12 protein-coding genes and 1 pseudogene are annotated in these 14,691 nt (G+C 70.2%); 3 read left to right on the plus strand and 10 right to left on the minus strand.

Features of this window, described 5'->3' with window-relative positions; genetic code table 11:
• Window positions 1–88: 88 nt before the first annotated feature.
• The 8 genes from ABEB12_RS24335 to ABEB12_RS24370 form a co-directional block, all read right to left on the minus strand.
• Window positions 89–958, minus strand: coding sequence for a TIM barrel protein (locus ABEB12_RS24335; protein ID WP_221497698.1), 870 nt, complete (start codon window positions 956–958; stop codon window positions 89–91).
• Complete coding sequence (locus tag ABEB12_RS24340; protein WP_185060880.1) at window positions 955–1,974, minus strand: Gfo/Idh/MocA family protein; 1,020 nt, start codon at window positions 1,972–1,974, stop codon at window positions 955–957. Before ABEB12_RS24340 ends, ABEB12_RS24335 begins: the two co-directional genes overlap by 4 nt.
• Window positions 1,971–2,960, minus strand: a complete 990-nt coding sequence (locus ABEB12_RS24345) for an NAD(P)-dependent oxidoreductase (RefSeq protein ID WP_221497697.1) — start codon at window positions 2,958–2,960, stop codon at window positions 1,971–1,973. The genes ABEB12_RS24340 and ABEB12_RS24345 overlap by 4 nt, the downstream gene beginning before the upstream one ends.
• Window positions 2,953–4,194 carry a Gfo/Idh/MocA family protein gene (locus ABEB12_RS24350; RefSeq protein WP_185060879.1) on the minus strand — a complete coding sequence of 414 codons (1,242 nt, stop codon included), beginning with the start codon at window positions 4,192–4,194 and terminating at the stop codon, window positions 2,953–2,955. The genes ABEB12_RS24345 and ABEB12_RS24350 overlap by 8 nt, the downstream gene beginning before the upstream one ends.
• Entirely contained in the window at window positions 4,191–4,976 is a 786-nt protein-coding gene (locus ABEB12_RS24355; protein ID WP_185060878.1) for an aldolase/citrate lyase family protein, read from the minus strand. Before ABEB12_RS24355 ends, ABEB12_RS24350 begins: the two co-directional genes overlap by 4 nt.
• On the minus strand, window positions 4,973–6,955 hold the full coding sequence (gene iolD, locus ABEB12_RS24360; protein WP_185060877.1) for a 3D-(3,5/4)-trihydroxycyclohexane-1,2-dione acylhydrolase (decyclizing): 1,983 nt from the start codon (window positions 6,953–6,955) through the stop codon (window positions 4,973–4,975). The genes ABEB12_RS24355 and iolD overlap by 4 nt, the downstream gene beginning before the upstream one ends.
• A gap of 8 nt (window positions 6,956–6,963) precedes the next feature.
• Complete coding sequence (locus tag ABEB12_RS24365; RefSeq protein ID WP_185060876.1) at window positions 6,964–8,403, minus strand: aldehyde dehydrogenase family protein; 1,440 nt, start codon at window positions 8,401–8,403, stop codon at window positions 6,964–6,966.
• A 156-nt stretch (window positions 8,404–8,559) separates the two neighbouring features.
• Window positions 8,560–8,691 carry a hypothetical protein gene (locus ABEB12_RS24370; RefSeq protein ID WP_345703111.1) on the minus strand — a complete coding sequence of 44 codons (132 nt, stop codon included), beginning with the start codon at window positions 8,689–8,691 and terminating at the stop codon, window positions 8,560–8,562.
• Between the two features lie 839 nt (window positions 8,692–9,530).
• On the opposite strand from ABEB12_RS24370, the pseudogene ABEB12_RS24375 reads away from it, so the two are divergent.
• A pseudogene (locus ABEB12_RS24375) lies at window positions 9,531–9,945 on the plus strand (pyridoxal-phosphate dependent enzyme); the annotation flags it as partial.
• A gap of 188 nt (window positions 9,946–10,133) precedes the next feature.
• On the opposite strand, the gene ABEB12_RS24380 reads toward ABEB12_RS24375, so the two are convergent.
• On the minus strand, window positions 10,134–10,550 hold the full coding sequence (locus ABEB12_RS24380) for a DoxX family protein (RefSeq protein WP_185060875.1): 417 nt from the start codon (window positions 10,548–10,550) through the stop codon (window positions 10,134–10,136).
• Window positions 10,551–10,580: 30 nt separating this feature from the next.
• Window positions 10,581–11,576 (minus strand): amidohydrolase family protein, encoded by a 996-nt coding sequence (locus ABEB12_RS24385; RefSeq protein ID WP_185060874.1) that lies wholly within the window; start codon window positions 11,574–11,576, stop codon window positions 10,581–10,583.
• Between the two features lie 353 nt (window positions 11,577–11,929).
• Here ABEB12_RS24385 and ABEB12_RS24390 point away from each other — a divergent pair, with 353 nt between their 5' ends.
• Both ABEB12_RS24390 and ABEB12_RS24395 read left to right on the plus strand, forming a co-directional pair.
• Window positions 11,930–12,736, plus strand: a complete 807-nt coding sequence (locus ABEB12_RS24390; RefSeq protein WP_185060873.1) for an enoyl-CoA hydratase-related protein — start codon at window positions 11,930–11,932, stop codon at window positions 12,734–12,736.
• A 4-nt stretch (window positions 12,737–12,740) separates the two neighbouring features.
• Complete coding sequence (locus tag ABEB12_RS24395) at window positions 12,741–14,522, plus strand: CocE/NonD family hydrolase (protein ID WP_185060872.1); 1,782 nt, start codon at window positions 12,741–12,743, stop codon at window positions 14,520–14,522.
• Window positions 14,523–14,691 lie beyond the last annotated feature (169 nt).

A 14,691-nucleotide genomic window follows, 5' to 3' on the forward strand; every position in this document is an offset into this window, starting at 1 on the left:
AACTTCCGAAAGCTCATCGTCGAGCCTTCCTTCCTTCTGGGAATGGCCCACCGGCTGGTGGGAGACAGAAAAATCCCGCTGGCGCATATCAGAGACCCAGTCCGCGCAGGTACTCGACACTGGCGCGGACGTCCGCGACGGGCCCCTCGCCGGTCGGCGTGCCGGTCAAGACGGTGTCCTGTTCCATCGTGTACCAGCCCCGATACCCGCTGGCCTCGAGCACGGTGATGATCGCTGCGATGTCGATGTCACCGGCTCCGAGAGGTCGGTACATGCCGTCCCGCACCGCGTCGGTGTAGCTGATCTCGCCGGCCCGGACGCGGTCGGCGAACGCGACGTCGACGTCTTTGAGGTGGGTGTGCGTGACCCGGTCCGGGACCGCCTTGGCCAGCTCCACCGGGTCGGTCCCACCGATCAGGAGGTGCCCGGTGTCTAGGCACAGCGGCACCGTCGACCCCGAGAGGACGCGCTCGACGTCCGTTCGGGACTCCACCATCGTGCCGACGTGCGGGTGGAGGACGGCGTTCACGCCGCGCCGGCGGGCACGCTCGGCGATCCGGTCGACGTTGCGCAGCAGCGTGTGCCAGGCTGCCTCGTCGAGCTCGGGCCGGGTGTCGTAGCCGTCCAGCCCGGACACCGCGGCGAGGACGAGGGTGCCGGCGCCGGCGGTGACGAACCCGTCGAGCTCGCGGTCGACCGCCGGCAGCGGGTCGCTCGCGCTGTCGTGCAGGAGCATCGGGACGAACCCACCGACGGCGGATAGCCCGTGCGCGCGGAGCGTCTCGGCCTTCGCGTCCGGGTCGCGCGGGAGGAAACCCTCCGGCCCGAACTCCGTCGCGACGAGGCCCACCGCCCGCATCTGCGGGAGTACCTGCTCCGGGCCGAGCTGGTGGCCCCAACCCGGGACCTCGCAGACCCCCCAGGAGATCGGGGCTCCCGCGACTCGATCCATGATCATGAGCTGTGTCCTTCCCGTTCCTTGATCTCGTCGATGCGCACGGGGCGGTGCTCGGCGAGCGAGCGGGTGGCCGCCTCGGCGACCCAGCCGGTTTCGAGCGCGTCCGCCACCGGGCACGGCGAGGGCCGGGTGCCCGCGACGACCTCGGTGAACGCCGCGAGCTCTGCGCGGAACGCGTCGGCGAACCGGTCCATGAAGAAGACATAAGGCGCGCCGACCGGGAACGTGGCCCCGGGCTCGACCGACCGCAGCGGGAGTTTGTCCTCCAGCCCGACCGCGATGCTGTCCTTCGAGCCGTGCAGCTCCAGCCGCACGTCGTGACCGCGCGGGTTGTAGCGGGTGTTGGAGACGACGGCGAGCGTGCCGTCGTCGAGGGTCAGCGTGGTCGCCGCGGTCGCCACGTCGCCGCACTCGGCGAAGACGGCGTCGCCGCGGGCGGATCCGGTCGCGTAGAGCTCGACAACCTCCCTGCCGGTGACCCAGCGGATCGCGTCGAAGTCGTGGACGCTGCAGTCGCGGAAGATGCCGCCGGACCCGGCGACGTAGGCCGGTGGCGGCGGCGCCGGGTCGAGGGTGGTCGAGCGCACCGTGTGCAGCCAGCCCAGTTCCCCGCTCGCGACGGCCGCCCGCGCGGCGGCGAACCCGGCGTCGAACCGGCGCGGGTACCCGATCTGGACGCTCACGCCGGTGGCGTCGACCCGGCGGGCGACCGCGAGTCCCTCGGTCACGCCGCGCGCGACGGGCTTCTCGCAGAACACCGGAAGGCCGGCCTCGGCGGCCGCGACGACGAGCTCGGGGTGGGCGTCGGTCGCCGCCGCGACCACGACGCCGTCAATCCCGGAGGCCACGAGCTCGGCGAAGCAGTCGACGGCTTCGACGCCGAGACGCTCGGCGACGGCGGCGGTCGCCGCCGGCACCGCATCGGTGACGACGAGCGACGACACCTGCGGCAGCGCGACCAGGGTCTCGGCGTGGAAGGCGCCGATCCGGCCGAGGCCGATCAATCCGAGTCTCACGCGTGGATCTCCTTCGTCGAGACGCGTACGGCCGCGTCGGTCCAGTGCGGGTCGGCCACGGCCGCGGGCACGCGGCCGGCCAGTACGTCGACGACGCCCTGCGCGGCGTCGGCGAACGTCAGGGCGGTGCCGCGGCGGCTGAGGCCGACCGTGTGCGGGGTGAGCACCACGTTCGGCTCGTCGAACACCGGGTGGTGGACGGCGGGCTCCGGGTCGAAGGTGTCGAGCCCGAGTCCGCCGAGGCGCCCGGCCCGCAGCGCCCCGTGCGCGGCGTCGAGGTCGAGCAGCCCGCCGCGGCCGCAGTTAATCAAGATAGCGCCGGGCCGCATGCGCGCGATCAGGGCGGCGTCCGCGAGATGCCGGGTGGCCGTCGTGAGCGGGACGTGCAACGTGACGACGTCGCTCGCCGCGACGAGCTCGTCCAGATCGGCGCCGAGCTCGCGGTCGTCGGGCGGGTTGAGCGGGTCATGGGCGAGCACGCGCATCCCGAAGGCCGTAGCGAGCTCGCCGACGCGGCGGCCAATCCGGCCGTAGCCGATGATCCCGATCGTGGCCGCGTCGAGGTCGCCGGGGAGCACTCCGGGATCCGCGCGCTCGGCCCACCGGCCCTCCCGTACCAGCGCGGTGTTCGCGGACAATCGCTTCACCAGGTGCAAGGCCATCGCGATGACCCCCTCGGCGACGGCGCGGGTGCCGCTGCCCGGAGTGATCACTACGGCGATGCCGCGCTCGGTGGCCGCGCCGACGTCGACGTGGTCGACGCCGACCCCGGTCCGCGCCAGCACCCGCAGCCGCGATGCCCGGTCGAAGAACGCCCGGTCCACCTCGACGTCGGCCCGCACGATGGCTCCCGCCGCGCGGGCGATCTCGTCCCCGCTGGGACGGGCGACGAAGTCGATGTCATCGCCGAGCACGCCCGTGACCAGCGCGGGATCGACCGCGCCCAGCCCGATCACGAGGGGGTGCTCGTCGGCCAGCTCAGACACCGACGGCCTCCGCCTGGGGTCGGTTTCCGCCGTATCGAACACCCAGGACGGGCGTGACCGCGTGCCACGCACCGGTCTCGGCCGATGCGACGGCGGCGGAGACCACGCGCGCGGCGGAGAGGGCGTCGTCGATGGAGCACTGCACCTGCTCGCGGCCGAGCACCGCGGCCAGGAACTTCTTCGCCTCGACGACCTTCAGGTCGTCGTAGCCCATGCTGTTGCCCGGACCGGGCTGGAAGTGGCGGTAGTCGCCGAGGTGCGGGTTACCGAGCACGGTGGTGTAGCCGTAGTGCGGGCCGCCGCGCTGGGTGCACACCTCGAGCTCGTTCATCCGCTCGAAGTTCCACCTGGCGGAGCCCTCGGTGCCGTAGACCTCGATCGCGAGCCCGCACTGCGGCCCGACGATGGTCCGCGACACCTCGAGCGTCCCGACGGCGCCGGGGCCACGCGCGTCGTCGGCGAAGCGCACCAGCGCGCCGGCGTAGTCCTCGTTCTCGACCGGGCCCATCTCGCCGCCCTCGATCACGGCGAAGTGCGTGCCTGAGCCCATCGGCAGGATCGGCCGCTCGGCTTGCACGATCGACGAGAGCGAGGTGACCTGGCTGATGGGCCCGACCACGTACTGGACGAGGTCAGCGACGTGGCTGAGCAGGTCGCCCATCGCGCCGCTGCCGGCGAGCTCCCGGTTGAACCGCCAGGACAGCGCTCCGCGGGGCTCGGCGGCGTAGCCGTTGAAGAACACGGAGCGGATGTTGGTGATCCGGCCCAGTGCCCCGTCGGCGACGAGCTCCCGGATCCGCTCCACGGCCGGGGCGTTCCGGTAGTTGTAACCGACGGAGGTGACCACGCCGGCGGTGTGCGCCGCCTCCGCGACCGCCGCGGTGTCCGTCGCGTCCCTGCCGACGGGCTTCTCGATCCAGAACGGCTTGCCCGCCGTCGCGGCGGCGATGCCGATCTCCTTGTGCAGCATGTTCGGTGCGCAGATCGACACGACGTCGACCTCCGGGTCCGCCAGCACTGCGCGGTAGTCGGCGCTGCTGCGGGCGTAACCGAGGACCTCGCGGGCGTACTCGGCCCGGTCGGGTGCGGTGTCGGCCGCGTGCACCAGCCACGGCCGGACCCCCAGCTCGGGGTACACGGCCGGCAGGGACTGGTAGGCGCGGGTGTGCAGTTTGCCCATCCACCCGACGCTGATCAGCCCGACGCCGACGGGGCGGCTTCCTCCGGTGCTCATTCCGTGCTCCTGGTTCGGTCGAGCTGTGCCCGGGCGGCCCCGGCCAGCAGGGTGGTGTCGGAGCCGACGGCCACGAACGTCCAGCCCTCGGCGAGCTTCGCCCGGGCCGCGTCGCCGTCGCCCACCAGCAGGCCGCGGGCCTTGCCGTGCTTGTGCGCGGCCAGCCGGACCTGCTCGAGCGCATCGATGTACTCCGGCGCCGTCACTCGGCCGGGCACACCGAGGTCGTGGGTGAGGTCGCGGGGCCCGACGAACAACACGTCGACCCCGTCGATCGAGGCGATCTCCTCCGCCTCGGCGACGGCCCGCGCGGACTCGATCTGCACGATGCCGAGCACCTGGTCGTTGGCGCGGTCGAGCGCACCCGTGTCCAGGCCGAAGCGGCAGGCCCTGTTGTACGTCGCGACCCCCCGGTCACCGTTCGCCGCGCCGCCTGGGTAGCGGAGGTGCCGGATCGCCGCACGAATCTCCTCTGCGCACTCGAGCCGAGGCAACATGACGCCCGCCGCACCGTTGTCGAGCACCCGGCCGATGCGGATCCGCTCGCCCGACTCCACGCGGACGACCGTCGGAACCCCGTAGGCGGCCGCGATGGGAACGACCGTGCGGATCTGTTCCTCCCCACCGGCGCCGTGCTCGAGGTCGAGGAGCAACCAGTCGAAGCCCGCGGCCGCGCAGACCTCGGCGATGATCGGCGAGGCCGCCCCGACGAAAGTGCCGACCGTCGGCTCGCCTGCGGCGAGCCGAGCCCGCAATCGCCCTTCGTCCAGCGGGCCGATCATCCGAACCACCGCTGCAGCGCGAGACCCTGCTCGTACTCCGCGCGGAGAGCGTCGACGGTCTCGGAGGTCGAGACCTCGGCAGGGGCGACGTCCCACCACGCACCCGCGCCGGGGAGATCGACGTGCGGGCGGACCGGGACCACGATCACGACCGGGCCTTCCTGGTGGCGGGTCTCCGCGAGCGCCTCACGGACCTCGGCGGCGGTCCGCGCGCGGATCGCCCGTGCGCCCAGTCCGGCGCCGACCTCCGCGAGGTCGACCCCGAGGTACTCGCCCTCGAGCCGGGGCTGGGCTGCCGCCTTGTCTCCGGTCAGGTCGAGCCGCCCGGCGCGGTAGCGGAACTCGTTGCCGAACTCGGATCCGCTGCGGCCCATCTGCAGGCGGTGGATGACCTGGTAGCCGTGGTTCTCCGCGACGACGACGGTGAGCGGCAGCTGCTCCTGCGCCGCGGTGACCAGCTCCGTCGGCGCCATCAGGAAGGTGCCGTCACCGATGAACGACAGCACCCGCCGGGAACGGTCCGGCTCGGCGAGCCGCACACCGAGCGCGGCCGGGATCTCGTAGCCCATGCAGGAGAAACCGAACTCGAGGTGCGCGAACCGGCCCTCGGTGGCGTCCCACACCTTCTGCAGGTCCCCGGGCGGACCCCCAGCGGCGGCGATGATCGTGTCGCCGGCCTGGGCCTGCTCCTGCAACAGCCCGATCAGCTGCGGCTGCGTGAGCACCGCACCCGTCTCGGGCACGACATCCGCGTCGGGCGCGAGTGTGGCGCGGTCCCACGACGTGTCGGGGTCGAGTGCGGCGGCCCGAACCGGGGTCCACTCCCCCACCAGGGTTTCCGCCCGCCTGCGCCACACTGGGTCCGGGAAGATCCCGGCCGCGCGGACGACATCGGCGAGCGCGGCGAGCGCACGGCCGGCGTCGGCCGTGATGCCGGTGGCACCGAGCCGGTTGCCGTCGTGCCGGTTGACGTTGATGCTAGCGAACCGGACAGCGGGATTCTGGAACAGCGACTGGGAGCCGGTCGCGAAGTCGGTTAACCGGGAGCCGACCGTGAGGACGAGGTCGGCCTCGCGGGCCAGGGCGTTGGTGGCGGGGGTGCCTTCGAGGCCGATCCCGCCGACCTGCCACCACCTGCGGGTCTGGACCGCGCCCTTGCCGGCGAACGTCTCCGCGACCGGGGCGCCGACGGTCTCGGCGAGCTCCTCGAGCTCGGCGGTCGCCTCCGAGTAGACCACTCCACCGCCGGCGATGATCAGCGGCTTGCGTGCGCTCGCCAGCAGGCGGGCGACCTCGGCGACCTCCTCGTCATCCGGGGCGGGGCGGCGGATCACCCAGTCCCGCTCCACGAACATCTCAAGCGGCCACTCGTACGCCTCGGACTGCACGTCCTGCGGCAGAGACAGGGCCACCGCGCCCGTCTCGACCGGGTCGGTCAGCACGCGCATCGCGGCCGGAAGGGCGGTGAGCAGCGCCTCCGGCCGGGTGACCCGGTCGAAGAACCGGGAGACCGGGCGGAACGCGTCGTTCACGGAGACGTCGGCCTCCACGGGGTGCTGCAGCTGCTGCAGCACCGGGCCCTGGCGGCGAGTCGCGTAGATGTCGCCGGGCAGCAGCAGGACGGGGAGCCGGTTGACGGTCGCCAGGCCGGCGCCGGTGACCATGTTCAGTGCACCCGGCCCGATCGACGCGGTCACGGCCAGGGTGGCGTGACGCTTCGTCGCCTTGGCGAATGCCGTGGCGACGTGCACGAGGTTCTGCTCGTTGCGGCCCTGGACGAACGGCATGTCGTCGAACAACTGGTCGAGCGCTTGGCCGATGCCGGCCACGTTGCCGTGCCCGAATATCCCGAGCGTGGCGGGCACCAGCCTGCGGCGGCGCCCGTCGGCGATGGAGTACTGGCGGGACAAGTAGGCCACCACGGCCTGGGCGACGGTGAGTCGCACGGTGCCGGGGCCGCCCGTCGTCGGGATGCTCATCGATGCTCCTACCAGGGACGGCCGTGCACGACGACGGTCTTGGCCTCGGTCATCTCGGCGACAGCGGCCCGCGGACCCTCCTTGCCGATCCCGCTGCCTTTCAGCCCGCCGTAGGGCATGAGGTCCGCGCGCCACAGCGGCGTCCAGTTGATGTGGATGTTGCCGGCGTCGATCTGGCGGATCGCCTGCACCGCACCGGCGATGTCGGAGGTGAACACGCCCGCCCCGAGGCCGAAGGAGCTGCCGTTCACTTGAGCGATCGCGGCATCCCAGTCGGCGGCCGTGCTGACCGCCACGGCGGGGCCGAAGAGCTCGTCCTGGCTGAACGGGGACGCCGGGTCGACGTCCGCGACGACCGTCGGCGCGACCACCGCACCGTCCCGGTCGCCACCGGTCAGCACCGTGGCGCCGGCGGCGGCCGCGGCGCTGATCGCCGCCTGCACCCGCTCGGCCTCACCCGTGGTGATCAGCGAACCCATCGTGGTTTCCGCGCTGCCCGGGTCCCCGGTGCGGATAGCCCGCACCTTCGGCACGAGCGCGTCGAGGAAGTCTCCGTTCACCCTCGGGTGCGTGATCACCCGCTGGACCGAGATACAGACCTGGCCGGCGTTGACGAATCCTCCCGCCGCCACGGCCGAGGACGCCAGCTCGAGGTCGGCGTCGGGCAGCACGACGACCGGGCAGGAGGCGCCGAGCTCCAGCGACAGCTTCTTGACTCCCGCCACTGCGGCGATGTGCGCGCCGGTGGCGGTCGAGCCGGTGAACGAGACCTTCCGGACGCGTGGGTCGGCGACCAGGGCGTCGCCCAGCCGGCCGCCGGGACCGGTCACCACCGAGAGCACACCATCCGGCAGGCCGGCCTCGACGAAGCACTCGGCGAGCATCAGGGCGGTCAACGGCGTAGCTCGGGCGGGCTTGAGGACCACGGCGTTCCCGGCGGCCAGCGCTGGGCCGAGCTTGTGCAGCACCAGCAGCGCCGGGTAGTTGAACGGTGTGATCGCGACGACGATCCCGCAGGGCTGGCGCACGGTGAAGCCGATCTTCTCCGGCCCGGTGCCCGGGTTCGCGTCGAGCGGCAGGGTCTCGCCGTAGAGCTGAGTGCCCTCGAAGGCCGCCAGCCGGATGATCTCCCCAGACCGGGCCGCCTCGCCAGTCGCCTCAGTGATCGTCTTGCCGGTCTCGCCGCTGATCACCCTGGCGATCTCCGGGGCACGCTCGTCGGCCAACTCCGCGGCGCGCCGCAGGACCCGCATCCGCTCGTGGGCCGGCGTGTCCCGCCACAGCTTCGCGCCGCGCTCCGCGTGATCGAGTGCCGCGACCGCGTCCGCGACGTCCGCGACGGGAACGGTGCCGACAACAGAGCCGTCGAACGGCGACGCGACGTCCTCGGTCCGACCGGCGATCGCTTGCCCCCACCGGCCACCGATGAGCATCTCCTTGGGCGGCATGGTCTTCCCTTCGACGACTACGTTGGCGGAAAGGGCCTCCAGCGCCGGAAACCGACATCTTTGGAGCGTTCCAAATCTGGAACGCTCCAAACCGTCCCACAGCCCGAAGTCACGAGTCAAGAGCCGAATTGGATCGCTCCATGAACCACCTGGTGTTCACGAAGCGAGCAGATGGTCCGCGACGTCGTCGACCAGTGCCTGGTCGACCACGAGATGGATGCCGTAGACGAGACCCATCGCGGTCTCGGCGACATAGAAGGTCTCGACCGATAAGGCGTGGGCGACCAACCGGCCCCCGACTTGATCGACAGAAATCGGGTGGCGCCCCGTTTGCGAGCCACTCGCCCGGCAGCGACCGCGCACAGAAAGAACCGCCGCCTACGCCGATGCATCCAGCCCAAGCGGCGGCGCTTGCTCCCCTAAACGGCCCGGGCTGCGCCTATCCCCTCCATAAGCCGCAACCGCACCAACGAGCAACACCAAGATGCGCTACAACAACCCGAACCGGACACCCACAACCACCCGGACGGTGATCGCGCAACCCGGCACCGGTGCGCACCGCACCCGGCCAGACACGGCGCACACCGCGCAGATTGTGCACGGCCCACTGCCAGCCCGCCCGCCGCGGCGGATACCCTGCCGGCGACCGTGGCCACCGCACCCTGCCGGGCAGCTGCCCAAGCACCGAAGAACCCAGCGCGCACTGACCGCAGCCCCAACCCGTGCACATGTCGCAGCGAAGCCCACGAGGGCAGACCTTCGTCACCCAGCGTAAGCATTCCGCAGGTACCCACAACAACAGAAGTTGATCATCATTCGATCTTTGGAGGTCAACACTCGGGCCGTCCCTGGGACAGGAGACGGCCGACAGGGCCGGGACACACGAGAGGGCAGTAGAGCTACGCTTGCAGACCAAAGCCGACTTTCGACCTCTTCGAGCAGGCCAGAAGGTCCCGCACGCACGGGCTGGCCGGTAAGCCGGATACAGCAGGAGCCGCAGGTCAGCGGCCTGTTTCGCTGTTCTGGGACGTCCCCGGGCCGTCACGCCGATTGCCGCAGGGCATGACTCGGACAACTGCCGCCAGACCTCCAACGCGCCGGCACCGATAAAGCCCGCCCCGTCGGGGGTCGTCGTGTGCTCGGTGACCGGCGCACCCATGCCGGGATGATCGCCGGATTCGCCGCCCTCGGCGGCCCGACGCGTAGGGTGCTCGGCATCGACGGCTCCGCCAGACCGAAGAAGCCCAGGAGCAGGTCGCCAGGACAGCCCGCAACACCGCGACGCTGATCGGCGTCGAGCGGCAGCTCTCGGAGGACGAGATCCTGCTTGACGAGCGCTACCACGCAGGCACCAACGGCAGCCCGGACGAGGCGACCATGGATGCCATGCGGTCGGCCGCACGCACCGAGGGCACGATCACCGACCCGGTGCACGAAGGGAAGTCGATGGCCGGCCTGATCGATCTGGTGCGGTGCGGCGAGATCAGCAAGGACTCCACCGTGCTCTCCGCCCACCTCGGCGGACAGCCCGCGCTCAACGGCAACAGCGGCCCTGTTCAACTTATGTTCAGGTACGAGGGCGTGAGTCGGAGGCCGCTCGGATCGGGGGCGAAGCAGCCTCCGACTCACTAGATCCGAGAGGTTGCCTTCGACGGGTCCAGGGCAGCAACCCCTCGGTGGTGCCGAGGCGTGTGTGGATCAAGGCCACTGAGACCGGGTCAACCGGCGCACTAGCGGCCGGACCGGACGACCTGGCGCAAGGCCGGGCTGCGCAGGTACAGCCCCAGCCAGACGAACACCGCGACGTACACCGGCACCAGCACGGCGCTGAACAACGGCGCTTCAACGCGCACGGTCGCACACACCGCCCCGCCCAGGTACCCGGTGAGCAGCACCGCACCGAACAACGCAGTCCTCGGCACGTTGTAGACCACCAGACAGATCAGCAGCAGCGTGCCCATCACCGGGACGGTGCTGACCGGGAAACCCAGCCGCACCGCCCCGGCCACCACCGCCGGCAGTCCCAGCAGCTTCGTCACGGCGTCGAACAGCAGGAACAGATCAACCAGGATGGTGAGCGCGAAGCCGGTCCGCGCCGCGGCGCGAGTGGGCTGGAGGTCGGCGGCCGGGCTCGGGTCGAGGCTCATCGGTGCGGTCCTTCCGGTCAGGCCACGTCGTCAGGCGGGGCCCGACGCCGGGGTCGGGGCGGGTGCGGGGATGTTGAGCAGGCTCTCCGCGTTGCGGTGCGCGATGCGGGCCCGGTCGGCCTCGCTGATCGGCGCGTCATCCAGGAACTGGGTAGCGACCGCCATCTCTTCGAACGGGTAGTCCGTGGCGAAGAGAATTCGTTCCGCGCCCAGGGCGAGCAGCGCACACAGCAGCGGGGGTACGGAGAACACGCCACTGGTCGTGATGTAGACGTTGTGCCGGAGGTAGTCGGACGGGTTGGCCCGCCCCAGACGGATCTTGCTCTGGTCGTAGTGCCGCCAGCGGGAGTCCATGCGCCAGAGTGCGTAGGGCAGTCCCTCACCGAGGTGGCCGAGGATGAGCCGGGCGTTCGGGAAGTCGTCGAAGACCCCGCCGAAGATCACGCGTAGCGCGTGGGTGGCCGTCTCGATCCCCCAGCTCCACAACGGTCCGAGCAGCTCGCGGTGGCCGGACAGGACGTGCGGGATGTCGTATCCGTTCGCCGGGTGCAGGTACAGGGGCACGTTCAAGCCCTCGGCCCGTTCCCACACCACACGCAGCGAGGCGTCGTCGAGATAGCGCCCCTGGGTGTGGGCGTTGATCAACGCGCCCGGCATGCCGAGCTGGGTCACCACGCGATCCAGCTCCTTGGCGGCGGCGTGGGGATCTTGCAGCGGCAGTGCGGCGAAGCCTGCGAACCGTGTGGGGTGCTCGGCCACCAGACCAGCGAGGAAGTCGTTGACCTCGATCGCCGCGCGGACCGCGACAGCCGGGTCCGGCTCGGCCTGGATGCCCGGCGCGTTGAGCGAAAGGACCGCGAGGTCGATTCCGGCATCGTCCATCCCGGACAGCCGCTGCTCGGTGTGGTCGAGTAGATGTGAGGAGACGTGGCGCCAGAATCCGGGGTCGGCGAGGCTCTCGGTGCTCGCGCCGTGATGCGCCGATGCGGCCGTGACGAAGTGTTCTTCGAGCGCGATGGTTCGCATGGGTGGGTCGCTCCTCGGTGTGAGGTCAACGCCGGAATGGCGGGTTGCACCACGTGCTTGCTCTTCTGGAGCTCCGCCAGCGCCTGTTCCTCGTTCAATTGCGAGCCGTGCGGAACGTCATGGCACCAGTCTGGGACCCCGTCGACCTCGCGTTCCTCGCCGCCAGAGGCAAAAACACCCGCCGATTTCGCCCGCCGTGGCACAGGCCGGATCCATGCGCCCAGCCTCAGCCACCTCGCCGTCGCGGGCGAAATCGACAACCGACTTTGCCCATTGCGCCCAAGAGCGCCGTACGGGTCGGTGGCCAGACTGGGTCCACCGTGCTGCCCCCGAGCCAGGACCAGGCCTCGCACTTGACCGAAGAGGTGGACATCATTCGCAACATTCGATTCGAGCGCGAAGGTGCAATCGGCACGATTGTGCTCGCCGACCCACCCAACTGGTTGAACATCGAGTTCGCGGAGTCCCTCCGGGTCGCCGTGCATCAGGCCAGCGAATCCGACATCCGCGTTCTCCACATCCGCGCCGAAGGGCCAGACTTCTCCGTTGGCGGCGCGGTTCGGGAATGGCCGGGAAAGTCAGCGGACTGGTTCCGAACCTTTGTCGCCGAGGTCAACGCTTCCTACCGGGCACTGGAGCTGCTCCGTATCCCCATCGTCTGCTCGGTACAGGGCGAGGTACTCGGCGGCGGGTTCGAGCTGGCCCTTTCCGCCGATTTCCTCGTCGCCGCCGAATCGGCACGGTTCCAATGCGTCGAGATCACCACGGGCATGGTGCCGCTGGCCGGGGCCGTACAGCGGTTGGCCGACATGATCGGGCCGGCGCGGACGGCGCGCATGGCTATGCTCGGCGAGCGCCTCACCGCCACCGAAGCCGCCGAGCTGAACGTGGTCTCGTGGGTCGTGCCCGACGACGAGCTGGCCAAGACCGGCACCGAGCTGGCTGAACGTCTGGCCCGAGGTCCGACCAAGGGTTACGCCGCGATCCGCGCCCTACTGAAGGCCTGGTCCGCCGGGGGTACGCCCGGTGCCGACCACCTGATGTACGACCTCACCATGGATCTCTACCGCAGCGAGGACACGACCAACGCCATCCCGGCCATCGCCCGCGCCATGGACCGGGGTGAGATGGCCGCCGACATCCCCTTCCGCGGCCGGTAAAGCCGTGACCAGCCCGAACCCGGCCACGAAGATGCTCAGTGAGCGCGACCTCCGGGTGGCTATGCGGGACGGCGTACGCCTTGCCGTCGACGTCTACCGGCCCGACACGAGCCGGCCGCTACCGGTGCTGTATGCGTGCTCACTGCACAACAAGGACATGCAGGGGCCTGATCTCGCCGACGTGCTGCCACCCCAGCCGGCGTACTCCTCGCTGTGGTTCGGGCCGATCGAGGCGGGCGACAGCCGCCGGCTGGTCGCGAACGGCTATGTGCACGTGATCGCCCAGGCCCGGGGCACCGCGAAGTCCGAGGGCGAGTATCTGCGGGAGCAGTGGGACCACTACGACATGATCGAGTGGATCACCCGGCAGCCGTGGTGCGACGGGAACGTGGGCATGATCGGCATCTCCGCGTACGCCGGCGAGCAGTGGCGCGCGGCGGCCCAGGGGCACCCCGCGCTCAAAGCGATCTTCCCTTACGACGCGTGCAGCGCATTCGGCGGCATGTTCGGGTTCCGCGATTTCCACCCCGGTGGCGTGCTGCACACCATGCCCTACATTCTCGACTCGTTCAGCACTGTTCACGAGTCGCGCGACGTGCCCACGACACTTCCACCTGAACAGGAGGAACACTGGCGTGCGGCAATGGCCAATCCCGACTACCGGATGTATGCAAACCTCTACAACATCCTGACCCAAAGGGGCCAGCGGTCCGGCCTGATGTTCCACAACCTGGTCGAGCCATGGGAGCCCGACGGCGTGCTGGAGTCGGCACAGGAGTTGTTCGATCAGATCCGCATTCCCTACTACACCGGGTCGGGCGCGTACGCATACTCCTACAAGCTGCACTGGCTGGGCGCGCAGCATTACTTCGGGAATGTGCGCAACGAACATCGCAAGCTGTTGTTCACCGGGCCGGCGCATGTCGAGCGGCCGTTCCACGAGTACCACGACGAGATCCTCCGCTGGTACGACCACTGGCTCAAAGGCATCGATACCGGCATCCTCGACGAGCCCCCCGTCCGCTACTGGGTGACCGGCGCGAACACCTGGCGCACCGCGAGCGACTGGCCGGCGCCGGAGACGGTCTGGACCAGGTACTACCTGTCGAGCTGGCAGCGGCTCACCACCGAACCGCCCGCGCTCCCCGACGCCACGAACGCAGCGAGCCCGTCACCCGATGCGTTCGTCCAGATGCCGCCCACCCAGACCCGGGAGGTGGCCCGGCTGCGCTACCTCTCCGAACCGCTGCCGAACGACGTGCTGGTCGCCGGTCCGATCTCTTTGACGCTCTACGCCTCGATCGACGACACCGACACCAACTGGATCGTCGTTCTCTCCGATGTCGGTCCGGACGTGTCCGTCCGAACCGCCCGCGAGGGTGAGCGCGACATCCCCGCCGATCTGCCCGAACGAGAGCTGACCCGAGGCTGGCTGAAAGCCTCCTACCGTGCGATCGACCCCGCTCGCGACACCCCGTGGGAACCATTCCATCGGCTCACCCGCGACGCGGTCGAACCGGTCGTGCCCGGCGAGATCGTCGAGTACCGCATCCAGATTCTGGCAACGGCGAATCAGTTCAAGGCCGGCCACCGCATCTGTCTGGACATCACCAGCGCCGATATGCCGACCGGCACCGGTGGCATGAGCCACGTCGAGTACCAGGCCTACCACGTATGCCGCAGCACCACCGTGTGCCACCGTGTCTACCGGGACGGCGAGCACCCCTCCCACCTGCTGCTTCCGATCATCCCGCTGCCCGGCGACCAGCGAGCCGGAAGGGAATAGCAGCGACCGGCCATTCTCGCCGTTCGCGATCGCGCATTTCCGGCAATGTTGACCAGCCAACCTCCGAACTGGTCAGTTTCCTTTGCCAACTCTGCAAATCCGCGCCGGGCAGTCCTCGCACGGCCCACCAGGGGGCGCACCGGCATTCTGTTCACCTGATAACATGTGT

This window comes from Actinospineispora eucalypti (genome assembly GCF_039543365.1).
GTDB lineage: Bacteria > Actinomycetota > Actinomycetes > Mycobacteriales > Pseudonocardiaceae > Pseudonocardia > Pseudonocardia eucalypti.

What these genes read in the sequence shown, in the direction of transcription:
- iolD (WP_185060877.1), bottom strand. Translation starts at nt 6,955, where the DNA reads ATGAGCATCCCGACGACGGGCGGCCCCGGCACCGTGCGACTCACCGTC.
- ABEB12_RS24365 (WP_185060876.1), bottom strand. Translation starts at nt 8,403, where the DNA reads ATGCCGCCCAAGGAGATGCTCATCGGTGGCCGGTGGGGGCAAGCGATC.
- ABEB12_RS24385 (WP_185060874.1), bottom strand. Translation starts at nt 11,576, where the DNA reads ATGCGAACCATCGCGCTCGAAGAACACTTCGTCACGGCCGCATCGGCG.
- ABEB12_RS24335 (WP_221497698.1), bottom strand. Translation starts at nt 958, where the DNA reads ATGATCATGGATCGAGTCGCGGGAGCCCCGATCTCCTGGGGGGTCTGC.
- ABEB12_RS24350 (WP_185060879.1), bottom strand. Translation starts at nt 4,194, where the DNA reads ATGAGCACCGGAGGAAGCCGCCCCGTCGGCGTCGGGCTGATCAGCGTC.
- ABEB12_RS24380 (WP_185060875.1), bottom strand. Translation starts at nt 10,550, where the DNA reads ATGAGCCTCGACCCGAGCCCGGCCGCCGACCTCCAGCCCACTCGCGCC.
- ABEB12_RS24355 (WP_185060878.1), bottom strand. Translation starts at nt 4,976, where the DNA reads ATGATCGGCCCGCTGGACGAAGGGCGATTGCGGGCTCGGCTCGCCGCA.